Annotated in this window: 20 protein-coding genes, 11 tRNA genes and 2 rRNA genes; 2 read left to right on the top strand and 31 right to left on the bottom strand. The window is 41.9% G+C overall.

Annotation, left to right across the window (positions count from 1 at the left end):
* Positions 1-73: 73 nt before the first annotated feature.
* The 14 genes from AC1MGI_RS06540 to AC1MGI_RS06475 all read right to left on the bottom strand — a co-directional run bounded on the left by AC1MGI_RS06540 (position 74) and on the right by AC1MGI_RS06475 (position 6,623).
* Positions 74-3,009 (bottom strand): 23S ribosomal RNA (locus AC1MGI_RS06540).
* A gap of 231 nt (positions 3,010-3,240) precedes the next feature.
* Positions 3,241-4,790, bottom strand: a 16S ribosomal RNA gene (locus AC1MGI_RS06535).
* Together the 16S and 23S rRNA genes with 11 tRNA genes alongside form the textbook arrangement of a ribosomal RNA operon.
* Positions 4,791-4,880: 90 nt before the next feature.
* A tRNA-Gly gene (locus AC1MGI_RS06530) sits at positions 4,881-4,954 on the bottom strand.
* A gap of 25 nt (positions 4,955-4,979) precedes the next feature.
* A tRNA-Pro gene (locus AC1MGI_RS06525) sits at positions 4,980-5,056 on the bottom strand.
* A gap of 6 nt (positions 5,057-5,062) precedes the next feature.
* A tRNA-Arg gene (locus AC1MGI_RS06520) sits at positions 5,063-5,139 on the bottom strand.
* A gap of 26 nt (positions 5,140-5,165) precedes the next feature.
* Positions 5,166-5,251 (bottom strand) — tRNA-Leu (locus AC1MGI_RS06515).
* A gap of 60 nt (positions 5,252-5,311) precedes the next feature.
* A tRNA-Leu gene (locus AC1MGI_RS06510) sits at positions 5,312-5,393 on the bottom strand.
* Between the two features lie 13 nt (positions 5,394-5,406).
* Positions 5,407-5,479: transfer RNA gene (locus AC1MGI_RS06505), tRNA-Lys, on the bottom strand.
* A gap of 34 nt (positions 5,480-5,513) precedes the next feature.
* Positions 5,514-5,588, bottom strand: a tRNA-Gln gene (locus AC1MGI_RS06500).
* A 71-nt stretch (positions 5,589-5,659) separates the two neighbouring features.
* A tRNA-Asp gene (locus AC1MGI_RS06495) sits at positions 5,660-5,735 on the bottom strand.
* A 22-nt stretch (positions 5,736-5,757) separates the two neighbouring features.
* Positions 5,758-5,829, bottom strand: a tRNA-Glu gene (locus tag AC1MGI_RS06490).
* Positions 5,830-5,846: 17 nt separating this feature from the next.
* Positions 5,847-5,937 (bottom strand) — tRNA-Ser (locus tag AC1MGI_RS06485).
* Between the two features lie 4 nt (positions 5,938-5,941).
* Positions 5,942-6,016: transfer RNA gene (locus tag AC1MGI_RS06480), tRNA-Asn, on the bottom strand.
* Positions 6,017-6,149: 133 nt separating this feature from the next.
* Positions 6,150-6,623, bottom strand: a complete 474-nt coding sequence (locus tag AC1MGI_RS06475; RefSeq protein ID WP_480349718.1) for a SprT family protein — start codon at positions 6,621-6,623, stop codon at positions 6,150-6,152.
* A gap of 179 nt (positions 6,624-6,802) precedes the next feature.
* On the opposite strand from AC1MGI_RS06475, the gene cmpA reads away from it, so the two are divergent.
* Positions 6,803-6,922 (top strand): cortex morphogenetic protein CmpA, encoded by a 120-nt coding sequence (gene cmpA, locus AC1MGI_RS06470; protein ID WP_152534698.1) that lies wholly within the window; start codon positions 6,803-6,805, stop codon positions 6,920-6,922.
* A gap of 53 nt (positions 6,923-6,975) precedes the next feature.
* On the opposite strand, the gene AC1MGI_RS06465 is transcribed toward cmpA, so the two are convergent.
* The 14 genes from AC1MGI_RS06465 to acpS form a co-directional block, all read right to left on the bottom strand.
* On the bottom strand, positions 6,976-9,102 hold the full coding sequence (locus tag AC1MGI_RS06465) for a Tex family protein (protein ID WP_480349717.1): 2,127 nt from the start codon (positions 9,100-9,102) through the stop codon (positions 6,976-6,978).
* A gap of 231 nt (positions 9,103-9,333) precedes the next feature.
* Positions 9,334-9,942 (bottom strand): PP2C family serine/threonine-protein phosphatase, encoded by a 609-nt coding sequence (locus AC1MGI_RS06460; protein ID WP_480348981.1) that lies wholly within the window; start codon positions 9,940-9,942, stop codon positions 9,334-9,336.
* Positions 9,939-10,730 carry an RNA polymerase sigma factor SigB gene (gene sigB / locus AC1MGI_RS06455; protein WP_480348980.1) on the bottom strand — a complete coding sequence of 264 codons (792 nt, stop codon included), beginning with the start codon at positions 10,728-10,730 and terminating at the stop codon, positions 9,939-9,941. The genes AC1MGI_RS06460 and sigB overlap by 4 nt, the downstream gene beginning before the upstream one ends.
* Complete coding sequence (rsbW, locus tag AC1MGI_RS06450; protein WP_480348979.1) at positions 10,708-11,181, bottom strand: anti-sigma B factor RsbW; 474 nt, start codon at positions 11,179-11,181, stop codon at positions 10,708-10,710. Before rsbW ends, sigB begins: the two co-directional genes overlap by 23 nt.
* Entirely contained in the window at positions 11,178-11,510 is a 333-nt protein-coding gene (locus AC1MGI_RS06445; RefSeq protein ID WP_480348978.1) for an anti-sigma factor antagonist, read from the bottom strand. Before AC1MGI_RS06445 ends, rsbW begins: the two co-directional genes overlap by 4 nt.
* 61 nt (positions 11,511-11,571) lie before the next feature.
* The gene (locus AC1MGI_RS06440) at positions 11,572-12,582 is read right to left on the bottom strand and encodes a SpoIIE family protein phosphatase (RefSeq protein ID WP_480348977.1); all 1,011 of its coding nucleotides are present in this window, start codon (positions 12,580-12,582) and stop codon (positions 11,572-11,574) included.
* 9 nt (positions 12,583-12,591) lie between these two features.
* On the bottom strand, positions 12,592-12,993 hold the full coding sequence (locus AC1MGI_RS06435; protein ID WP_480348976.1) for an anti-sigma regulatory factor: 402 nt from the start codon (positions 12,991-12,993) through the stop codon (positions 12,592-12,594).
* A 4-nt stretch (positions 12,994-12,997) separates the two neighbouring features.
* A complete protein-coding gene (locus AC1MGI_RS06430) occupies positions 12,998-13,354 on the bottom strand; it encodes an STAS domain-containing protein (RefSeq protein ID WP_480348975.1) in 357 nt (118 codons plus the stop codon).
* A gap of 2 nt (positions 13,355-13,356) precedes the next feature.
* On the bottom strand, positions 13,357-14,184 hold the full coding sequence (locus AC1MGI_RS06425; protein WP_480348974.1) for an STAS domain-containing protein: 828 nt from the start codon (positions 14,182-14,184) through the stop codon (positions 13,357-13,359).
* Positions 14,185-14,645: 461 nt separating this feature from the next.
* The gene (locus AC1MGI_RS06420; protein WP_028390571.1) at positions 14,646-14,996 is read right to left on the bottom strand and encodes a type II toxin-antitoxin system PemK/MazF family toxin; all 351 of its coding nucleotides are present in this window, start codon (positions 14,994-14,996) and stop codon (positions 14,646-14,648) included.
* Positions 14,997-15,003: 7 nt separating this feature from the next.
* Positions 15,004-15,294 carry a CopG family ribbon-helix-helix protein gene (locus tag AC1MGI_RS06415; protein ID WP_480348973.1) on the bottom strand — a complete coding sequence of 97 codons (291 nt, stop codon included), beginning with the start codon at positions 15,292-15,294 and terminating at the stop codon, positions 15,004-15,006.
* 158 nt (positions 15,295-15,452) lie between these two features.
* Entirely contained in the window at positions 15,453-16,598 is a 1,146-nt protein-coding gene (gene alr / locus AC1MGI_RS06410; RefSeq protein WP_480349716.1) for an alanine racemase, read from the bottom strand.
* Between the two features lie 454 nt (positions 16,599-17,052).
* Positions 17,053-18,060, bottom strand: a complete 1,008-nt coding sequence (locus AC1MGI_RS06405) for a LolA family protein (protein WP_480348972.1) — start codon at positions 18,058-18,060, stop codon at positions 17,053-17,055.
* Positions 18,061-18,370: 310 nt separating this feature from the next.
* Positions 18,371-18,724: a holo-ACP synthase gene (gene acpS / locus AC1MGI_RS06400; RefSeq protein ID WP_480348971.1), complete on the bottom strand. Its 354-nt coding sequence runs from the start codon at positions 18,722-18,724 to the stop codon at positions 18,371-18,373.
* 181 nt (positions 18,725-18,905) lie between these two features.
* Here acpS and AC1MGI_RS06395 point away from each other — a divergent pair, with 181 nt between their 5' ends.
* Positions 18,906-19,502 (top strand): rhomboid family intramembrane serine protease, encoded by a 597-nt coding sequence (locus tag AC1MGI_RS06395; RefSeq protein WP_480348970.1) that lies wholly within the window; start codon positions 18,906-18,908, stop codon positions 19,500-19,502.
* Positions 19,503-19,657: 155 nt separating this feature from the next.
* Here the strand turns inward: AC1MGI_RS06395 and AC1MGI_RS06390 are convergent, their stop codons facing one another.
* From AC1MGI_RS06390 to cshA, 3 genes are all read right to left on the bottom strand, one after another.
* Positions 19,658-21,142: a PH domain-containing protein gene (locus AC1MGI_RS06390; RefSeq protein ID WP_480348968.1), complete on the bottom strand. Its 1,485-nt coding sequence runs from the start codon at positions 21,140-21,142 to the stop codon at positions 19,658-19,660.
* On the bottom strand, positions 21,135-21,608 hold the full coding sequence (locus AC1MGI_RS06385; protein WP_062187815.1) for a PH domain-containing protein: 474 nt from the start codon (positions 21,606-21,608) through the stop codon (positions 21,135-21,137). Before AC1MGI_RS06385 ends, AC1MGI_RS06390 begins: the two co-directional genes overlap by 8 nt.
* 200 nt (positions 21,609-21,808) lie before the next feature.
* The gene (gene cshA / locus AC1MGI_RS06380; protein WP_480348966.1) at positions 21,809-23,308 is read right to left on the bottom strand and encodes a degradosome RNA helicase CshA; all 1,500 of its coding nucleotides are present in this window, start codon (positions 23,306-23,308) and stop codon (positions 21,809-21,811) included.
* Positions 23,309-24,284 lie beyond the last annotated feature (976 nt).

The following is a 24,284-nucleotide window of genomic DNA, read 5'->3' as shown; positions in this document are numbered from 1 at the left end:
ATTTTGCAAGAAGAAATTTTCATTCCTTCAAAACTAGATAATAAGAAGGGTTTTTGCTTTTTTCAAGAACAATAAGGTTAAGTCCTCGATCGATTAGTATCAGTCAGCTCCACATGTCGCCACGCTTCCACCTCTGACCTATCAACCTGATCATCTTTCAGGGATCTTACTAGCTTACGCTATGGGAAATCTCATCTTGAGGGGGGCTTCATGCTTAGATGCTTTCAGCATTTATCCCGTCCGCACGTAGCTACCCAGCGATGCTCTTGGCAGAACAACTGGTACACCAGCGGTGCGTCCATCCCGGTCCTCTCGTACTAAGGACAGCTCCTCTCAAATTTCCTGCGCCCACGACGGATAGGGACCGAACTGTCTCACGACGTTCTGAACCCAGCTCGCGTACCGCTTTAATGGGCGAACAGCCCAACCCTTGGGACCGACTACAGCCCCAGGATGCGATGAGCCGACATCGAGGTGCCAAACCTCCCCGTCGATGTGGACTCTTGGGGGAGATAAGCCTGTTATCCCCGGGGTAGCTTTTATCCGTTGAGCGATGGCCCTTCCATGCGGAACCACCGGATCACTAAGCCCGACTTTCGTCCCTGCTCGACTTGTAGGTCTCGCAGTCAAGCTCCCTTGTGCCTTTACACTCTACGAATGATTTCCAACCATTCTGAGGGAACCTTTGGGCGCCTCCGTTACATTTTAGGAGGCGACCGCCCCAGTCAAACTGCCCGCCTGACACTGTCTCCCGCCCCGATAAGGGGCGCGGGTTAGAATTTCAATACAGCCAGGGTAGTATCCCACCGACGCCTCGACCGAAGCTAGCGCTCCGGCTTCACAGGCTCCTACCTATCCTGTACAAGCTGTACCAAAATTCAATATCAGGCTGCAGTAAAGCTCCACGGGGTCTTTCCGTCCTGTCGCGGGTAACCTGCATCTTCACAGGTACTATAATTTCACCGAGTCTCTCGTTGAGACAGTGCCCAGATCGTTACGCCTTTCGTGCGGGTCGGAACTTACCCGACAAGGAATTTCGCTACCTTAGGACCGTTATAGTTACGGCCGCCGTTTACTGGGGCTTCAATTCAAAGCTTCGCCTTGCGGCTAACCTCTCCTCTTAACCTTCCAGCACCGGGCAGGCGTCAGCCCCTATACTTCGCCTTGCGGCTTCGCAGAGACCTGTGTTTTTGCTAAACAGTCGCCTGGGCCTATTCACTGCGGCTTTTCCGGGCTATTCACCCTAAAAAGCACCCCTTCTCCCGAAGTTACGGGGTCATTTTGCCGAGTTCCTTAACGAGAGTTCTCTCGCACACCTTAGGATTCTCTCCTCGCCTACCTGTGTCGGTTTGCGGTACGGGCACCCTACATCTCACTAGAGGCTTTTCTTGGCAGCGTGGAATCAGGAACTTCGGTACTATATTTCCCTCGCCATCACAGCTCCGCCTTAATGGAAACGGGATTTTCCTCGTTTCCGGCCTAACTGCTTGGACGCGCATATCCAACAGCGCGCTTACCCTATCCTTCTGCGTCCCCCCATCGCTCAAACGATGTATAGGTGGTACAGGAATATCAACCTGTTGTCCATCGCCTACGCTTTTCAGCCTCGGCTTAGGTCCCGACTAACCCTGAGCGGACGAGCCTTCCTCAGGAAACCTTAGGCATTCGGTGGAAGGGATTCTCACCCTTCTTTCGCTACTCATACCGGCATTCTCACTTCTAAGCGCTCCACCAGTCCTTCCGGTCTAGCTTCAACGCCCTTAGAACGCTCTCCTACCACGGATACCATACGGTATCCATCCACAGCTTCGGTGTTACGTTTAGCCCCGGTACATTTTCGGCGCAGAGTCACTCGACCAGTGAGCTATTACGCACTCTTTAAATGATGGCTGCTTCTGAGCCAACATCCTGGTTGTCTAAGCAACTCCACATCCTTTTCCACTTAACGTAAACTTGGGGACCTTAGCTGGTGGTCTGGGCTGTTTCCCTCTTGACTACGGATCTTATCACTCGCAGTCTGACTCCCGAGAATAAGTATTTGGCATTCGGAGTTTGACTGAATTCGGTAACCCGTTGGGGGCCCCTAGTCCAATCAGTGCTCTACCTCCAATACTCTCATCTCGAGGCTAGCCCTAAAGCTATTTCGGAGAGAACCAGCTATCTCCAGGTTCGATTGGAATTTCTCCGCTACCCACACCTCATCCCCGCACTTTTCAACGTACGTGGGTTCGGGCCTCCATTCAGTGTTACCTGAACTTCACCCTGGACATGGGTAGATCACCTGGTTTCGGGTCTACGACCTCATACTCATGCGCCCTATTCAGACTCGCTTTCGCTGCGGCTCCGTCTTATCAACTTAACCTTGCATGAAATCGTAACTCGCCGGTTCATTCTACAAAAGGCACGCTATCACCCATTAACGGGCTCTAACTACTTGTAGGCACACGGTTTCAGGATCTATTTCACTCCCCTTCCGGGGTGCTTTTCACCTTTCCCTCACGGTACTGGTTCACTATCGGTCACTAGGTAGTATTTAGCCTTGGGAGATGGTCCTCCCTGCTTCCGACGGGATTTCTCGTGTCCCGCCGTACTCAGGATCCACTCAGGAGGGAACGAAGTTTCAGCTACAGGGTTTTTACCTTCTTTGACGGATCTTTCCAGATCACTTCACTTACCCCGTTCCTTTGTAACTCCATGTTGAGTGTCCTACAACCCCAAGAGGCAAGCCTCTTGGTTTGGGCTATCTTCCGTTTCGCTCGCCGCTACTCAGGAAATCGCGTTTGCTTTCTCTTCCTCCGGGTACTTAGATGTTTCAGTTCCCCGGGTCTGCCTTCAGTACCCTATGTATTCAGGTAAAGATACTGTTCCATTACGAACAGTGGGTTTCCCCATTCGGAAATCTCCGGATCAAAGCTTACTTACAGCTCCCCGAAGCATATCGGTGTTAGTCCCGTCCTTCATCGGCTCCTAGTGCCAAGGCATCCACCGTGCGCCCTTTCTAACTTAACCATATGGTGGCTGATAAACGAAAAGTTTACCAAACAACCTAGTTGTTAAAAGGTCTTACTTGATGTCTTGAAAAATTAATGCAAAAATTTGCCTTCTATCTATTATCTAGTTTTCAAAGAACGATTCGGCAACGAATAAGCAAAAGACTAATCTGTTGCTTTCATGTACCACGAATGAATGAATTACTCATTCAAAACTGAACAAAACAAAAGCGCTCGTTATATTCCTTAGAAAGGAGGTGATCCAGCCGCACCTTCCGATACGGCTACCTTGTTACGACTTCACCCCAATCATCTGTCCCACCTTAGGCGGCTGGCTCCTTGCGGTTACCTCACCGACTTCGGGTGTTACAAACTCTCGTGGTGTGACGGGCGGTGTGTACAAGGCCCGGGAACGTATTCACCGTGGCATGCTGATCCACGATTACTAGCGATTCCGGCTTCATGTAGGCGAGTTGCAGCCTACAATCCGAACTGAGAATGGCTTTATGAGATTCGCTTACCCTCGCGGGTTTGCAGCTCTTTGTACCATCCATTGTAGCACGTGTGTAGCCCAGGTCATAAGGGGCATGATGATTTGACGTCATCCCCACCTTCCTCCGGTTTGTCACCGGCAGTCACCTTAGAGTGCCCAACTGAATGCTGGCAACTAAGATCAAGGGTTGCGCTCGTTGCGGGACTTAACCCAACATCTCACGACACGAGCTGACGACAACCATGCACCACCTGTCACTTTTGTCCCCGAAGGGAAGTTCCTATCTCTAGGAAGGGCAAAAGGATGTCAAGACCTGGTAAGGTTCTTCGCGTTGCTTCGAATTAAACCACATGCTCCACCGCTTGTGCGGGCCCCCGTCAATTCCTTTGAGTTTCAGCCTTGCGGCCGTACTCCCCAGGCGGAGTGCTTAATGCGTTAGCTGCAGCACTAAAGGGCGGAAACCCTCTAACACTTAGCACTCATCGTTTACGGCGTGGACTACCAGGGTATCTAATCCTGTTCGCTCCCCACGCTTTCGCGCCTCAGTGTCAGTTACAGACCAGAAAGTCGCCTTCGCCACTGGTGTTCCTCCAAATCTCTACGCATTTCACCGCTACACTTGGAATTCCACTTTCCTCTTCTGCACTCAAGTTCCCCAGTTTCCAATGACCCTCCACGGTTGAGCCGTGGGCTTTCACATCAGACTTAAAGAACCACCTGCGCGCGCTTTACGCCCAATAATTCCGGACAACGCTTGCCACCTACGTATTACCGCGGCTGCTGGCACGTAGTTAGCCGTGGCTTTCTGGTTAGGTACCGTCAAGGTACCAGCAGTTACTCTGGTACTTGTTCTTCCCTAACAACAGAACTTTACGACCCGAAGGCCTTCTTCGTTCACGCGGCGTTGCTCCGTCAGACTTTCGTCCATTGCGGAAGATTCCCTACTGCTGCCTCCCGTAGGAGTCTGGGCCGTGTCTCAGTCCCAGTGTGGCCGATCACCCTCTCAGGTCGGCTACGCATCGTGGCCTTGGTGAGCCATTACCTCACCAACTAGCTAATGCGCCGCGGGCCCATCTGTAAGTGACAGCCGAAACCGTCTTTCCATCTCTTCTCATGCGAGAAAAGAAATTATCCGGTATTAGCTCCGGTTTCCCGAAGTTATCCCAGTCTTACAGGTAGGTTGCCCACGTGTTACTCACCCGTCCGCCGCTAAATCAAGGGAGCGAGCTCCCTATCATTCGCTCGACTTGCATGTATTAGGCACGCCGCCAGCGTTCGTCCTGAGCCAGGATCAAACTCTCCAAAAAGTGTTTGACTTGCTCATTGTTGTTATAGTGTGTACTCACTTCAATTAAAACGTTGGCGCTTTGTTTTGTTCAGTTTTCAAAGAGCAATATTGGAGCGGGTGAAGAGAATCGAACTCTCATCATCAGCTTGGAAGGCTGAGGTTTTACCACTAAACTACACCCGCATATTACTAAAAGTAAAAAAATGAATGGTCGGGAAGACAGGATTCGAACCTGCGACCCCTTGGTCCCAAACCAAGTGCTCTACCAAGCTGAGCTACTTCCCGTCTATATGGCGCGCCCGAAAGGAGTCGAACCCATAACCTTCTGATCCGTAGTCAGACGCTCTATCCAATTGAGCTACGGGCGCATAAATACTATCTGAATTACATTCTTTGGTGCGGCCGAGAGGACTTGAACCTCCACAGGGTTTCCCCCACTAGGCCCTCAACCTAGCGCGTCTGCCATTCCGCCACGACCGCAAAAGCGACATTGATTATCTTATCACATTCAACATTTTGTGTCAATAAGATTTTCAAAAGTGCGGGTGAAGGGACTTGAACCCCCACGCCTCACGGCGCCAGATCCTAAGTCTGGTGCGTCTGCCAATTCCGCCACACCCGCATAAGATAAATAGTGAGCCATGCAGGATTCGAACCTGCGACCCTCTGATTAAAAGTCAGATGCTCTACCAACTGAGCTAATGGCTCATCGTTCAACATTACTTATGTCAAAATATGAAAATGGCTGGGCTAGAAGGATTCGAACCTTCGCATGACGGAATCAAAATCCGTTGCCTTACCACTTGGCTATAGCCCATCAATTTATGAATAACAAGTTATTATTGCATTGCAGTTGTTAATGCTTGCGCAATACTTTTTTTAAAAAAATGGCGGTCCCGACGGGAATCGAACCCGCGATCTCCTGCGTGACAGGCAGGCATGTTAACCGCTACACCACGGGACCAGTATGAAAATAAATAAAGCGATGACCCCTACGGGATTCGAACCCGTGTTACCGCCGTGAAAGGGCGGTGTCTTAACCGCTTGACCAAGGGGCCTTCGTAATAATAGTAGCTGGCGGAGAAGGAGGGATTTGAACCCTCGCGCCGGTCACCCGACCTACACCCTTAGCAGGGGCGCCTCTTCAGCCTCTTGAGTACTTCCCCAAATTGGCTCCGCAGGTAGGACTCGAACCTACGACCGTTCGGTTAACAGCCGAATGCTCTACCACTGAGCTACTGCGGAATAATATAAAAATTTGGTGTCTTATAGTAGAACTCAAAGACTATAATGTCGTGATAACTTTGCGTTATCTTTTGTCGACTCTTTAGATTATAAGGACGTTTCAAACTAAAGTCAAGCATCTTTTTAACTTTTTTTAAACCTCATTACTATCAATAAGAAACAGCTTCCCTTTACACGTTCCACACACATACTTTGATGTATTTATCCTTCTTTTCCTACTATACAATTGACCACATAACTTACAAGCATATTGATATATTTTTTGATTTTGTTTTCTCTTATTCTTGTCCGTTGATAATGGCGTGCAAAATCTAGGTGCCCCCACCTGTTTGAGAAGCATTTTAAAATCTTTATCTTTATGTTGATACCCTCTCCCCTCCAGATGAAGATGATAATGGCAAAGCTCATGTTTAATAATGCCTATAAGCTCCTCTACGCCTCTCTCATCATAGTATTTCTTGTTGATTTCTATATCATGCGAGCGCAACAAATATCTGCCACCTGTTGTTCTAAGACGAGGATTGAAAGATGCTTGATGTCTAAAGCTCCTCGCAAAATCCTTAAGTGAAATTTCTTCTACAAGTTCTTGAAGTTGCTGGTTTTCCACTCTTCCCCTCCTCTCTAACTGGGCCAGATCCATCTTTTCATTTATCATAAACGAAGAATATTCTTTCTTAAAGCTTATTATTGATTTTATCCACCATTTTTTAGGCTTGCCACGGGCACGAGACATCCTCTCTATTCATATATATAGTAAAAACGTCGAATTAACTGGGGGCTTATTCCATGCCTATATGGCTTCAAAATCAAATTCGTAGGGCATTCCACGAAAAGAATCACGTTCAAGTGAAGATGCTGAATCAATGTTGGTTTTATTATTGGAATAACGAGAGTGTTCATTATTAACGGAAAAATCCTAACTAAAAAACACCTCCGATAAGGAAGTGTTTTTTTACATTTTAGAGTTGGTCTTTCGGTTCAAGCATAGTTAATGCCACCCTTTGCTTATTCATATCGATTGAATCCACCCAAACTGTTACTACATCTCCAACAGCCACAATATCGAGTGGGTGCTTTACGAATTTATTGCTCAGTTTTGATATATGCACAAGTCCATCTTGTTTGACACCGACATCAACAAAGGCACCAAAGTCGACAACGTTACGAACAGTTCCTTGAAGCTCCATTCCTTTTTGTAAGTCTTCTAACTTTAGGACATCTTGTTTAAGTAAAGGTTTTGCCAAATCGTCACGGAGGTCACGTCCAGGTTTTCTTAAATCATCCATAATGTCCTTTAACGTAATTTCCCCAATCTCTAAGCTCTTCGCCAATTCCTTTATATCTTCACGATTAGATAGTACTTCATGAAGAACTTCACTGCCAATGTCTCGAGAAGTAAATCCTAATTTTTTCAAGAGTTTATTGACCGCTCCATAGTTCTCAGGATGAATGGACGTCTGGTCTAATGGTTCTTCACCGTCTACTACTCTTAAGAAACCGATGCATTGCTCGTAGGTTTTAGCCCCGAGGCGCGGAATCCCTTTTAAGCTTTTTCTACTTGTAAACTTCCCTTCTTCTTCCCGCCTCTTCACGATGTTTTGTGCAACAGACTTGGAGAGACCAGCTACATATTGAAGGAGAGACGGAGAGGCTGTATTGACGTTCACACCTACTTGGTTAACCGCTGTCTCGACAACAAAGGCAAGCGATTCTGATAATTTCTTTTGCGAGACATCATGCTGATATTGACCGACTCCGACCGACTTCGGATCAATTTTAACCAACTCCGCCAACGGATCTTGTAAACGGCGACCGATAGAAACGGCACTCCTTTGTTCTACCGCAAGATCAGGAAATTCCACACGAGCGATGTCAGATGCAGAGTAGACACTTGCTCCTGCCTCGTTTACGATGATGTACGAAATTTGTTCCCGAACTTCCTTCAGGATGTCCGCAATAAATTGTTCAGATTCACGAGAAGCTGTGCCATTTCCAATCGCAACGATTTCTACTTGGTATTCTTTTAAAAGTGAAATGGTCGTATTCACTGCTGCTTCTTTCTTGTTTACCGGAGGGTGCGGATAGATGACATCAATCGCCAGTACTTTTCCTGTTTCATCAATCACAGCAAGCTTACAGCCTGTTCGATACGCAGGGTCGAGCGCTAGAACGACCTTGCCTTTTAAAGGCGGTTGAAGCAAAAGATTGCGCAGATTTTCCGAGAAAATATGAATCGCCTGATCTTCTGCTTTTTCTGTCAGTTCTTTTCTAATTTCGCGTTCAACAGAAGGCATAATTAGACGTTTAAAGCTATCCTCAATCGCTTCCTTAATTGGCTTAACAGCGCTAGAGATGGATTCTTTCGTCACAACCTTTTCAAGATAAGCAATAATTGCTTCTGTATTTGGAACAATGGAAATTCGTAGCACGTCCTCCTTTTCTCCTCGATTCAGCGCTAATACTCGGTGTGGCACTATTTTGTGAACAGGCTCAGAATACTCGTAATACATTTCAAAGATTTTCTTTTCGTCTTTTTCTTCGTCTTTGACTGTAGATACAAACGTACCCGTTTTAAACACATCTGCTCGTATTTTCTTGCGATATTCTGCGTCATCTGCAATAATTTCCGCAATAATATCCTTTGCTCCGTTGATCGCCTCTTCAACCGTATGTACATCATGCTCTTCGGATAAAAATTCTCCGGCTTTTCCCTCAATTGATTCAGAAATAGGGAGTTCAAGCAGCCATATAGCAAGAGGCTCTAAGCCTTTCTCTTTCGCCACTGTCGCTTTCGTTCTTCGTTTTTGTTTATAAGGGCGATATAGATCTTCTACTTCCTGAAGTTTGTCCGCCTTAGTAATTTGTAGTTGCAGATCCGGAGTAAGCTTCCTTTGTTCCTCTATACTTCGAATAACCTCAACCTTACGTTGATTAAGATTTTCCAAGTAATTTGAACGCTCCATGATGGTCTTAATTTGTACTTCATCTAATGAACCAGTTATTTCTTTTCGGTATCTTGCAATGAATGGTACGGTATTACCTTCTTTGAGCAAGTTCATCACACTTTGTACTTGTTGTGTTTTCAATGCTAGCTCATGAGATACTTTATTTACAATTTCTTTAGTTTGATTTGCCTCTACAATCACTGTTTTTCCTCCAAGCTAATCGTTAATATGTCCACTGCTAAAAAATTCCTTATACGTGTAGTTTAGCAAAAACCTCGACTCGTTGCGAATATGACGAGAGTAAATCCCCACATTATTCATTTCAAAGGTTTCTATATAATTTTTCATAATAAAAAGCTTACTTCCAAAGGTTCATGAAAGTAAGCTTCCTATAATAAACGTCGAGTCATCGGCTTGGACCTTTATTCCTTCAATTATTTCTTGGGCTTTCTGTTCCAAAGGGGAACAGGACTTTAATAAGGCTTTTGCTCCTCGTAGTTGAACACCATCTGAATGAAGAATGAAGCTCGCCCCAGGTTCATATTTAAATCGCTGAGTACGATACTTTTGCTTCCTCCCAGATAGATATCCAGTAACAGGTAGTGGGTAAATGAGTTTTTCTGCCTCAGGATTGTACGAGAAGAAACGAATATTTCCAACCGAGCTATAAACAAATTCTCTCGTATCGAAATAAATCTTTATAACGGATACGGCAGCTCCTCTTTTGTTCACCAATACTCCGTTCCCCAAATCCATCAGTGCCCCGACGCCTTTGTTTTGATTTTTCTTAATCTCTTCAATGACAGCGTGAGAAGATTCGTAGGCAAATTTACCGCTACCGAGACCATCTGCAAGTACACAGAGAAGATACTCATCTGTATGAGCTATATAATAATCATCGCCACAATAAATCTCTCCATTTTTAGAAGCTTGAAAGGCCCTTAACTCGAATTGATTCTCGGAAAAAAACTCCCTTTTCATCGAACAAACTCCGAATTATTCTCTGCATGTATAGCTTCCCGAAGTTTCTTTATTGCTCGCCGTTGAAGTCGGGATACATGCATTTGCGAAATCCCTAGTTTCTCGCCAACCTCTTTTTGACTCAGGTTTTCTAGATACGTAAATTGGATAATACTTTTTTCTCTTTCACTTAACACATGCAATACTTTTTCAAGCACCATGCGTTGATTAACACGTTCGAATCCTTCATCAACATCCCCAAAAATATCAAGCAGTGTAACGGTTCCACCATCTGAATCTGCTTCCATTGAATGATCTACAGATAAAGCTTGATAACTTTTCCCCATTTCCATTGCTTCTAACACTTCTTCATCAGCTACTCCTATAAAGTCAGCAATTTCACCAATTTTAGGCGAGCGCTGTAGAACCGTGGTCAATTCTTCAACAGCTGCTTTAATTTTCGGACCAAGCTCTTTAATACGTCTTGGAACATGGACACTCCATGTTTTATCTCGTAAGTATCTTTTGATTTCACCGATTACAGTAGGAACTGCAAAGGCTTCAAAGCTTTTCCCGAAAGATTCATCGTATCTACGAATAGCTCCTAATAGTCCAATCATTCCCACCTGTACAATATCTTCTTGGGACGCTTTTCCCTTTGAATATTTTCTAGAAATAGCTTCGACTAAATTTCTATAATGGAGGACAAGTTGAGTTTGGGCTTCATCATCCTGATTGAGCTGGTAGGCTCGAATCCACTCATGCACTTGCTCTTTTACAGCTTGATTAGGTTTGGAGTGCTTTTGCATCCATCTCCACCTGCTCTCCATCAACAAACTTAGTCATGAAAACCGTAACCCCTTCATGTTGGTGAATCTTCACTTCATCCATAAGAGTCTCAATGAGATAGAGGCCCAAACCTCCTTCTCTTAAAAACTCAACCTCATGTTCATTTTTATATGGTCCAAGCCCTTGGCGCACTTCATTAAAGTTACAACTTTTTCCACTGTCGGAAACCATAACTTCCAAACGGTCTTCATATAAACCAAAGCTAATTTTCACTTGTCCATGATCCTGCTCTTTATATGCATGCTGTACGGCATTCGTACACGCTTCACTTGTAGCGATCTTCAAATCCTCAATTTCATCGTAAGTAAAGCCCATTCGACTAGCAATTCCAGAAAGGGTTAATCGAATAACTCCAATAAAATCAGTTTTTGCCGGGATCTTCATTTCGATGTATTCATATGCTTGACTCATTCTACTCCACCCTCTGCATGACTTTTAATATCAATGATATCAGCGAGACCGGTAATATCAAACAGACGTTGCAAACGTTCTGACAAGCCAACCAGTGTAAAAACACCGTTGTGCGCGCGTACGCTTTTAAATAAACCAACGAAAACACCCAGGCCAGTACTGTCCATATACGAAACCTCCGTCAAGTCAATAATCATGACAATTCCTTCTTGCTTAGATAAAGGATTTAACGTTTCACTAATCTTAGGCGCTGTATACGCATCAATTTCACCTTTTATTCGTACTTCTACCCCAGAGGTAATATCTTTTACTTCAACTGTTATGTCCATATCAATGCCCCACCTTTTTCATCCTAATATCCTCTGTTTTATATACCCGCTTATCATCACATTAAACATCTCTTTTTAAAATAAGTAATGTAAAATCATCACGAAGTTGAAAATGTTGCATTTTCTCTAGCTGCTTAAAGAGACGATTGACTATATTTTGTGCATGTAGGTGAATGTTTTGTTGAATAAATTCAATCAAGGTTTCTCTCTCAATAAACCCTTCACTCGTTCGGCATTCAGTAACACCATCCGATAACAGAATAATCATATCTCCAGGCTCTACCTTTTTTTCATACTGCACATACTTCGTTTTTTTATCAACACCTAGTAGTAAACCTTTCGCAGTCAAATCTGTAAATTCCTTTGTAGCGGCTTCATAATAGAAACCAGGCTCATGACCAGCTGCTGAATAGGAAAATCGATGGTTCTCAGGGTTATACAATCCATAAAACATCGTAATAAACATGCTGGGATCAACATTGTGTTCGACTACACGATTCAAACTTTCCAGCACGCTACTAGGATTATGCCGGTGTTCCGGTAGACTATCCATCGCATATTTAATCATGGACATACAAAGCGCTGCAGGAATCCCCTTCCCGATTACATCTGCGATGGCCACACCAATATGCTTTTTTTCATCTTGAACAAAGTGATAATAATCGCCACTCATTTGTCTTGCCGGCACGCTTATTGCTCCAATTTCGAGACCATCCACATTCGGAATGGTCGTTTCAAGTAAAGTAGATTGAACGTTGGCAGCAATTTCAATTTCCGTTTTCAGTTCTTGTTGGATATGTCTGAGGCTTTGATGTTCACGATACGCGAAACCATAACCCATCATGACTTCAAGTAGAAAATCAAGTGAATCCAGAACTGTATCTGGGGTGTCTGGGTAAACGTCCATTAGGATATTTTTATGAATATTAATGATTTCTTCAGGTGCAATATTATATTCAATCGATTTTTTACTAATTTTTTGCCCTTGATATAACGCTTGCTCCGTTTGTTCTTGCAAATAGGTAGAGAGAGCTTCACGGTATTTGTTTTTCATGTTCTCTCTGTATATCATAACATCCTCCTAGCGAAGCCATTTAATGGCTGTGATTTTGGTTCCTTTATTCAGAAACGAATCAATATCGAAATCATCCATTAAACGTCTTACTCCTGGAAGACCTGCTCCTAGCCCTCCAGAGGTTGTATAGCCATCTTCCATGACTTTTCGGATATCTTGTATCCCTGGACCTTCATCACTTGCTATAATCTTCATACCGGATTTTCCATTCTCATACTCTTTTTCTATACAAACGCTGCCACGTCCAGCGTATAAATATATATTTCTGGCTAGTTCGCTGATAGCCGTCGTAATACGTGCTTGGTCGACAGTACCAAATCCCAGCTCTTTAGCGAGATTTCGCCCCAATTGACGCGCGGCGACAATATCCCATTCATTGATAATTTTCACGCAGGATTGGAACCCCATACCCTTAATCCCCCAATTCCTGTTGTAATTTCTCCAGGCCTTTCTCTAGATCTAGCGCTGTCCTAACTCCTTCTAGACTAATACCAAGCTCGATTAGGGTTATCGCAACAGCAGGCTGGATTCCAGTGATTACAACCTTTGCTCCCATCAGCTTTGACATACTGAATACATCACCCAGCACTTTTGCGATGAAGGAATCAATAAAATCAATGGAGGTTAAATCAATTACAACACCACTCGCACTCGTTTCGTGTATTTTATTTAATAAGTCCTCTTGAAAATCGAGTGCCGTAGCATCATCCAATTCCCATTGGATCGACACTAAAAGGTAATCATATAGCTTTAATATCGGAATTCTCATCGTCACTCCTCCACCTTAGTAATCTTTCGGTTTGTTAATTCTAAGGCAGCGTCAATTCCCTTTTTCAACGAATTCTTTGTGACAATTTCATTCAAGTTTATTCCTAAACTAACAATCGTTTGGGCAATCTCAGGACGAATGCCACAAATCATACATGTCGCCCCAACAAGTCGGACTGCTTCTGCCGCTTGAATAATATGATGGGCTACCATTGTATCTACAACCGGAACACCTGTAATATCAATTAAGACGACCTCTGAACGCTGTTTAACGACCCCAGTCAGTAGGTTTTCCATGATTTGTTTAGCCCGTTCAGTATCAATGGTCCCGACTAAAGGCATAATGGTAATCCCTTCTATAACAGGGATTAGCGGTGCCGATAGTTCTTGGAGCGCCATTTTTTGAAGTGAGACTGTCCTTTCCCACGTTTGGGTGTATATTGAAATAATTTCTTGTTTCATCGGCGATGTCCATTTATCTAAATCATATATGATCTCCATTTGATTATCTTTTGTAATCTGCTCTTTTACGACCATTCCATTGATCACAACTAGAGTAAATTTATGAAGCCCTTCAATTATGAATGAAAGCGGCCATCCTAAACGCACAACCTTCTCTGCAAAATCAGAAAGTTTTGAAGTAAATTCTTCATTGTCCCTTCTTGTATTGGAGAGGATCATATCAATAAACTCTGCGCTTGTTTGCACAAACATCTCATCAGAAACCACATTAATAAGGCGCTCATCGGCATTTTCCTTCATGAGATTCATCCATTCCTCTAGCATGTAGTCACGACTATGGGTAATAAATGTAAAAACTATTTGATTCATAATTTCCTCCCATCTTAACATATCCCCTTAGACTCTACGCTCACTTCACAGGGATGTTATGTAAATGTAAAACAAAATTAACCTTTTCTTCTTTAAAATGATTAAACATTACATATATTACTTTTTACAACAAGGTTTGTAACGTTACATCTTATCGCTCTTTTTGCTTCATTCATCATATAAACGTTTTAACGGCTTTTCTTTTTATGTATCACAAATTAGCATTTTTTTAGAATCCTCACCTTTACTAAAACCCTATTTCTAAGCAAATTAAACCTCTTATCAAGAAAATATTGTTTATTTAACAAAGTATACACAATTCTAATTCCCCTCTATTTGACTTAAAAAATCAAAAAAAATAACGATTTCAGCAAAAAGCTAAAATCGTTACTGCACCTATGCTTAGGCATAAATTATTATATAAAGACGTCCTCTTCAAAAGGAAAACCTTTTTTCACACACTAAAACTCTACTAGTCCTAGACTAATCTGTAAAGCTTCATTCACCTTATGCATCATTGGTTCATCCAGATGTGTAATCTTGTCTGTTAAACGCTGCTTATCGATAGTGCGTATCTGTTCTAAAAGGATGACCGAATCACGTTCAAATCCATATTTCTTTGCATTAATCTCTACGTGTGTAGGCAGTTTAGCTTTCTGTATCTGTGCTGTAATAGCTGCTACAATCACAGTTGGACTAAAGCGATTTCCAATATCATTCTGAAGGATGAGTACCGGACGAGTTCCACCTTGTTCGGAACCTACAACCGGAGACAGGTCTGCGAAGTATACGTCACCGCGTTTAACAACAATCAAGGGATCAGCCTCCGCTTGCTAATCGTTCAACGGAATGTTCAGCCTCATATTCTGGATATTCTGCTAGGAATGCTTCAGAAGCAAGGGTTAGATTCAAGGTGGCCATTTCGATATAACCACGTTTCATGGATTCGCGAAACTCTCTTTTTTTACGTTCACGAAGATACATTTTCGTCGCACGATAAATAAATTCACTGCGATTTACATTTTCTTCACTTACATAACCATCTAATTCGGTTAGGAAATTTTGAGGTAATCGAATTATTATCTCTCTTGTTGCGCTGGATTCAGACACAAACATACACCTCCACCAATCACTACACACCTATTACTAATCCTTTTCAATATTACCATTAAAATCACTATCTGCAAAGAGTATATTCTAGACTATATATTATTATCAACAAAAACCCGTAAAACTTATTCATTTTTCTGAAACAATTTTAACAAGCATTATAATAGTGCATTTACCACATGAGTTATTTTACCACTTTTAACATACACACGAGGTATTCTTGATGCTATCATACAGATGATTTCGTAATTAATGGTTTCTAACTGCTCCGCAATTTCATCAACCGAAATCTCTTGTCCATTATCCTTACCAATTAACGTTACTTCCGTATTAATGGGCGTATTTCGGGGAAGTTTGATCATGCATTGATCCATGCAAATCCGGCCAACTATAGGCGCCCTTTCTCCGTTTACAAGTACCTCTTGTCCTTGTAACTTGCGGATCCAGCCATCTGCATATCCAATAGGAAGCGTGGCTATCCACTCATTTCCAGTAGCGGTATACGTTGCTCCATAACTAACACTCTCGCCTTTCTTCAACTCTTTCACATTTACGATTCTTGTTTTTAAAGATAAAGCCGGACGAAGAGGAAAAGGCAATAATTCTTTCATTTCTACTGAGGGAGTTAGCCCGTACATAGCAATCCCCATTCTTACCGAGTTGAATGTGGCTTCTGGAAACCTTAATGAAGCTGCACTATTGGAGGCATGAACCAACTTAGGTTTTGTTTTCAGCCAGGACAGCATTTCTTGAAAAACTCCCAGCTGTTTGTGGTAGTAGTTTTCATTAAGGCTATCTGCCGTGGAAAAGTGTGTATAAATTCCTTCGAAGACAAAACGCGAATCCTCAAGTAAGCTTCCTTCAATAGCCTCTAGCTCCACCCTATTTCTAATTCCAAGTCGTCCCATTCCACTATCACATTTCACATGAACATATAAAACATCTTCACCTTGAAGATACGGCTTCGCTCGCTGTATCCAATCATCTTGAAAAATAGTGAGCGTAATTCGTTCCACAGACGCAATCTTTACGCTTTCCGGTCTCGTCGCCCCTAATACAAGAATGGGTGCTGAAATTCCTTTCTTCCTTAGTGCCAAGGCTTCATCCAAAAAAGCAACAGCTAAATAGTCAGCACCAGCGTAAAGAGCCGTCTTTGCAACTTCAACATCACCATGGCCATACGCATTCGCCTTCACAACTGCAAATAATTTTGTTTGCGCTGATAGATGTTTCTTCAGATTTATAATGTTTTCATAAATATGATCTAAATTAACTTCTGCCCAGGTATCTCTGTAGAATTCCATCTTTTCCAACTGTAACCCTTCTTTCTAAAAAAAACGCCGCAGATCGATGACCTAATTATTACCCATCAATCAAAGAACTAACTATATACGTCAAACCCAAAGTTGCAACAACATTCAAGCACGTTTTTTATTTTTCTTTGCTTGTAAATAGTATAGTCAAAAAACGAAACCATGAAAAGTTTCCTTCTCTATTGTGACAGAATTATACGCTAACTTTCATTCAAAACGCCACCATTTATCATGAAGGATTAATCCGGTAACACGCTCAACTCACCTAATCACAATGGTGGCGGTGCGGGGCCGGAATTTCGGATGCTTTCTAAGGGAAAATCAGTACACCTGCTAAGTAGATTAACGACATTAGTAAGTCGCGAAGCCTAAGTCCCCATGTCCTCAAACAAAAAGGTTCTCAGCTCAGAAGGCATCCGATGCCTCGAGCTGAGAACCAACTTCATTATTTTTCTGAAGTCCCATCAACCGTTCTCGCAATATCCAATAATTCTTCTTTCTCCATATCTTTCGAGGCAAGCGTATAATCTACCCCATCATACGTCCAAGTAACACTGTTCGAAGTGGCAGCCCCTACTGTAAACCCAAGATCAACTGGTTCTCCATTCACAGATGTTGCCACAAGTGAAGTTTCTACTACCTCTGCTTTTTCTTGAATCAATGTAAAGCTCTTGTCACCTTCATACGTAAGAATAACTCGCTTCCCATTTTCTGTTGTAATTTCTTGTTCATCAATCAGACTTGCACCTTGGGCTTCATTCGGGTATTTTACAGCAAATGCTTCATCTTTCACTTCATTCATAACAGGTACTTCTAGTTTTGCACGTGTCATGTTCTTTTGCATGTCGAACGCATCTTTATCGAATGCAGCATCGAACTTCACTTTAGAGAATTCAACCGTTACAAGTGAATTATGATCCGCATCCATCACTTTCACACTAACAGGCGATAGATCTTTTTTATTGATAGTAATTTCTTGATATGGCAGCATTTTATTATTTTGATAACGTGTTTTTGTTTCAAACACGTAATGATCGTCCGTGGCTGTGAATTTTGCACTTTTATCTTCAATAATATCCTTCACCAACGACTCATATAAATAGGCTTGACTGCTATTTTCTGGCCATTCGCTTTGAAATTTAAAGCTTTTATTCAACGCAGGCGTCAACACATACACTCCATCATTGTTACGGAGAATCATTTGACTTTGTTCTTTCGCGGAATTCTTCAAGCTCACTCTGTAAAAATCAGGATTCTTGTGCCAAATTTCGACATCATAACTTTGAGGATCTGTCCCCATTTGTAAAGTCATCTTAGCCTGGGCTTTGTATCCCTTCATTCCTTCGACCTTGTCATTTAACGAACTGACCACATCTCCTTGTGACTTTTGTCCGCAGGCAGAAAGAACAAGCAAAAGCATGATCCCTGCAAAAAGCATTACGATCTTCTTCATCTTTTCAACCCCTTTTTGTCATTTGAACGTAAAAGGGAGAGGAAAAGGCAGGATCCAGTCATTGAGGTCTATGCATATCTCGGTAGTTGATGTATGATTTCTGGTTGCTTCAACATGTTTGCTTATCGCTAAACAGCTTTTATGAAAAACTGATTCGAGAGTACCTTTCCTGCAATGTACCTTTTACCGGGCCTTGTCTCCCTATAGCACTATGAATATATGAGACAACCCCGATGAATATGACCCGTCTGATAAGAAAAGCGAAAGCATCTTAGCACCAAAACCCATTTTATACATCCATCTTAGCTACCTATCTTTCTTCGATGATAACCGTAGCTGCAGCATATTCTCGACTATGCGTGATGGAAAGATGAACCCCCGCTGCGTATGGCCGAATAATTTCTGGCTTACCCAATTCATTGGGTTTTACTTCAATATCTAAGAATGACAGACTTCTCCCAATTCCTGTGCCTTCTGCTTTAGAAAAGGCCTCTTTTGCAGCAAACCGACCCGCAACAAACTCGACTCCTCTACGATCATTCAGACTAAAAAAGGTCTTCCGCTCCTCTACTGTTAAAATTCTTTCAATAAATTTCGGCTGCCGTTCAAGTAGTTTTTGAATTCTTTGTAATTCCACAATATCCATTCCGATTCCTTTAATCACTTCTAACTCTCCTTCTATCCTGAATCCAAATTCATATATTTTAAAAGTGATACACAGGAATTACCTTTGATTTCGCCAATATATATATTATTGCCAGTATCTATCCCTCATTCTAAGACAAACCCATACTTATCTGGTTTAATGGTCGTATAAGACTCGAAAAAATTAAGGACGGTGAACCATGTTTACTCGAACAGAAAGTTTCCGACAATATCTTTCTTATTATCCACTCGTCTCCATCTTAATAGCCTTTACTATTTTCTTATTTTTCTTAGGATTATTACCCATACTGCCTGAAGGTTTTTTGTTTGAAAAAGGTCAAGGTGTGAACCTGTATATCTCCTCTGGTGAATGGTGGCGCTTGGTTACGCCGATTTTTTTACACAGTTCATTTTCGCATTTATTGTTCAACTGCTTTGCACTCGCCATCTTTGGTCCTCCCCTCGAACGATTGCTGGGCAGTCTTACATTTACGGTCTTTTTTCTTATCACAGGTATTTCAGCAAATATTATTACCTTTATCCTGCAGCCGCCTACCTATATCCATGTAGGGGCAAGCGGAGCGATCTTTGGCTTGCTTGGCTTTTATTTATATCTCGTTTTATTCCAAAAAAATCGGTTACCAACACAAGAGGTTAAAATGATTTATACGCTAATCGGTGTAGGCGTGTTGATGACATTCATCCAACCGAACATAAACATTACTGGTCATCTCTCTGGACTTGCTGCCGGTGTGCTCCTTGCATCTTTATTTATCCAAAATAGACTTAAGCGCTAGTGTTGTTCCATTAAAAAAAGCAAAGGCCTAGCCTCCGCTTTTTGCACGGAAAAGGCGGCGGGGCTTCGTATAACCAGCTCCGCACCGCCACCTCCATTAGGTGATGCATTTTTAGAACCTGAACCTTTTTCATCGTTAGGCTTTAGATCAGATGCTCATGGATGTTTTTTATGTTCGCTATAAGAAAACCAATCTTTCATGAATTCAGCATCTTTTTGTTCTAAGTCAACGAGCTTCCCTTCCCGAGGTCCTGCTCCTGATTTCACGGTAGCAACAATCGTGGACAATTGCTTTCTTCTTTGAAAATAGCTCACTCGTCGGTCGAATACTTGCAGTCGACTCTTTTGAAAAATATACGTTTGTTTAGATACAATTCTGGTTCGTAATTGCAATTGGTTTCCATTAATATTCCAGCCGGCTTCTCTGAACTTTAAATAAGCCCAGACAGCAGCTATAGGAATAAGAGCGAAAGACGCTAATCCCCAAGGCCAAAGAATCCATGATGCAGCAGCAACAATGGGAATGATAATAAATAATTGCCTAAAGAAATAACGGATATAGGATCGTTTCGGTAATCCCTTCAATTCCGTCTGTAGCTCATATCCGGGTACGAACTGATTTATTTTTTCTTTTAGCTGTTCTTTTTTCACAAGCGGAAAAAGCAAAATGTTAACTGTATCCTTATCTGATGCTGAACCGCCTGCATATTCAAGGTACACACTTGCATACCCGAGCGGTTGCCTGATTAAATTCTCAGCGATTTTGATCCCTTGAATTTTTTTCAACGGAATCGTTAATTGTCTTTTTTCTAATAATCCACGAGAAATAATTAATTCTTCTCCTACCTTTTCAGCTGTAAAATAGGCATACATTAAGACAATTCTTGCTGTAGCAACAAGATAGGCTACTATGAAAAGCAAGAGCACCATAAGGATCATTAAAAGAATACCCGATTGAATGAATCGTTGTGCTTCAGCTGATATTTTTTTAAAAGGAATTAATTCATCAAATTGCGAAAGAAATGCTGCCGCACCGGAGAGAACGACCCCAATCCCACCTGATGTAGCCGCCATTAAAAACAGCTGAGGAAAAGTTTGTTTAAATACAACAGATGCTGAATCTGCCTCATCCTCTTTGGCTAATTCCTTCCCAGTGTCTGCCTCATTGACACGATCACTGTCCAGCTTCCTTTTCCCTGCTTTTTTCACTTCATTAAAAATGGCGATAATTTCGTTTGATTCTTGCTTTGTAATGGCAGTTAATTCTGCTTCCGGCTTCCCCCCATTTGACCCAGCTGTTTCTATCTTAATCTGAGCTAGACCAAATATTCTTTGTAGGATTCCTTCTGAAACATCAATACTATGTATCCGTTCAAAGCGAATATATCGTTTTTTTCTTACAAACACACCGGATTCAATTCTAAGTTCACCATCTTCTACCCAATATGTAAGCCTAAGCCAGGAAAGAAAAGAAAAGAAGATGAGAAAAAAGAAGATCACACCAAAAATAATGAATTGTATACCTTTACCGCTGCTGCCTCCCAGAAATAAGAGGACAACTAACGGGATAATTGCTTCCTTCAACGTTTGCAAGATACCAGACAAAACTGCAACAGGATGAAGTCGTTTAGGTTCAAACATCGTCTTCCTCCACACTGGCCATTTTTGATATATAAAAGCGCAACTCATCAGCTTCAGTAAGTTCCAAAGCTGGTATCTCATGGGTCGTTGCGGCCGTAGAAATTTCTACAGAAGCCAGTTGATATTTCCGGAGCAGTGGTCCTTGGTTTGTCTCAACATGCTGAACTCTAATCATAGGCACCAATGTCCGCTTAATAATAAATAAACCGCTCTGGATTTCTATCTCTTTCTCCCGAACATCATATCGCCAACGCTTCCATTTCATTGACGGAAAAAGAAAGACCGATATGTACGTCACAGCTGCCGAGATTAGTCCAGCTGCTCCTATCGCCCAATAGGGCCAATCAAAAAGAATAGTCACAACAAGTATTGCGATGGTTATAACCCAACAAATTGCTGCATTTATTGCGCCGCTGACACGCCAAACCTTTAGCGCTTTACTTGAAATCCGGTTTCTTGGCTCCACACAACCGCTCCTTTCCTTCACTAAACTCCTATAATCAGTATACTATATAAAATATTTCCAGAATATAAAAAAGAGGATATCCCACAAGGTTCTGACCACAGATTTCACACAGTTAATCGTGTTACATACACGAATTTGAGCTGTATATAGCTGTTGTGGGGTCAGACCATTTTGTTAGGGACATCCTCATTTATTACATATTATTTATTTAGTTTTTCTCTTTTGTTATAGCTGTTATTGCTACGGTTGCTGCTTCCGCTAGGTTTACGGCTGTCTCTGCGTTTAGCACCGCTATAATCTTTTCTACCTGTTGAAGGTCCGCGACCATTACGTTGTTGTCTGCCATTAGATCCAGACTTATTATATCCGCCACGTTTCGATGTAAGTGGTGCTTCATCTGTCAATTTAACAGGAGTTGCATCCGGTTCTTTAGTTAGTGATTTTAACGCTGCTGCAACAAGATCAGCTGCACTGTATTTTTGAAGCATTTCTTCAGCTTGCCCTAGGTATAGAGACAAGTCTTCATTTTCTACAGTATTCACGATTCTTTCTGTTACTGCTTTTTGTTGTCCTTCCAACGCTTCCGTTAAAGTTGGAGTTTTCATTTTCTCCATACGTTTTTTCGTTGTATGTTCAACAGCAGCCAATTGACCTCTTTCTCTCGGTGTCACAAATGTAATCGCCTCACCATGTTTCCCTGCACGACCAGTACGTCCAATACGGTGAACATAGCTTTCTGGATCTTGAGGAATATCAAAGTTATATACATGTGTTACGCCTGAAATATCAAGTCCACGCGCCGCTACGTCTGTTGCAACAAGTACATCTATGTTGCCCTCTTTAAACTTCTTAAGAACCGACAAACGTTTTGCTTGGCTTAAGTCCCCGTGAATTCCTTCAGCAGAATAGCCACGGACATTCAATGCAGAAGAAAGCTCATCAACACGGCGTTTTGTACGTCCGAATACGATAGCAAGTTCTGGAGTTTGTATATCTAATAAACGAGCTAATGTATCAAATTTTTCGTTCTCTCTTAGCTCAACATAATATTGATCAATAAGAGATACAGTCATTTCTTTTGCTTTAACACGTACAAGAGTCGGATCCTTCATGAAGCGTTCTGCAATTTTGCGAATAGGATCTGGCATAGTAGCAGAAAACAGCAAAGTTTGTCTTTCACCTGGTACATTTGAAAGAATAGATTCGATATCCTCAATGAAACCCATGTTCAACATTTCATCCGCTTCATCCAATACCACAGTGTGAACGTTGCCCAATTTAATATTTTTACGTTTAATATGATCTAATAAACGACCTGGTGTACCAACGATAATATGTGGGTTTTTCTTTAATGCACGAATTTGACGATCAATATCTTGTCCGCCGTATACCGCCATTACGCGAGTGCGTTTTCCGTATCCAAGCTTGAATAATTCTTCAGAAACCTGAATAGCAAGCTCACGTGTTGGTGCGATTACGATTCCTTGTACGTTATCATCTTGAAGATCAATATTCTCAATTAACGGGATACCAAATGCGGCTGTTTTACCTGTTCCAGTTTGAGCTTGACCAATAATATCTTTCCCTTCTAATGCCAAAGGAATGGTTTGTGCTTGAATCGGACTCGCCTCTTCAAACCCCATTTTTTCGATTGATTTCATAGAAGTTCTGTCTAAACCTAATTCACTAAATAATGTCAAAATATTCGTACTCCTTTATAATTCATATATTCGTCAACATCCAAAATGGCTTGTGACGTCTAAATTGGGTCATTTGACCACAATTCACCAACTACGAGCTGGTTCTTGTTTATTATTTATCGTTTAAGAAAAGTTTTCTCAATGATCACCTAAAATACTTGCGTTTTTTAAATCCGAACTCCATTATAATAAATAAAAAGTCCCGAACAAAAGTCAAGCCTTGCGCAAATACTGATCTAGCGCTGGGTCCAGGAAATCTTTTTACAAAACATGTACCAAGAATGAAATTCAAAAATGGAAAGATCAAAGTAGCATACAAATTCGCATGTTTATTCAGGTGAGGGCTGCTGCATCTTTTTTCCTATGAGACAGGAGCCTACATAAAAGAAAAACTGTTTTGGACTTCAAGGATGAAATCCAAAGACAAAGCTGCAATTATGCCATAGTTTATGAATAGCCATCATGTAATTATCCAAAATGATTGCATATCAAATCCTATAGAATAAAACAAAACTTGACTTAAGCCAAGCTTCCCATAAAAAAACAGGCCCTTATGCGTTTGGGGAATGCGGAGTGGAAAGGAACCACAAGGATCATTTCTGGCAAGAGGGGTAGGAGATAATTAGAATCTCCCATCTATCATGTCATGAGCTTATGGAGCCAGCTACAGATAGCTGGACCTTCCTATTAGCAATTTAAGCTGCAAAGTGAGACAGCTTTTTATATTATTCAAGACGCGTGGCCTATTTAATCTGAAAGTACAAGATCTTCACCAAGTGAAGAATGAAATAACGTTTGTTTCTTAAAGAAACGATAAACAATCTTTGGATTAGTTATAGTATATACCATCTTCAACTTCCAAAGACATTTAAACTCATAATACATGTTACCATTTTCAGGTCGTTATTGCAATAAAGGAATCTAAAACTCAAACGAAATAGGCCGATTGAAAGAGGTGTTTTTATAGGTTTTTTAC

This window comes from Peribacillus sp. BM1, assembly GCF_056679975.1.
Note: the sequence above shows the minus strand (reverse complement) of the source record. Positions and strands in the feature narration are given on the sequence as shown.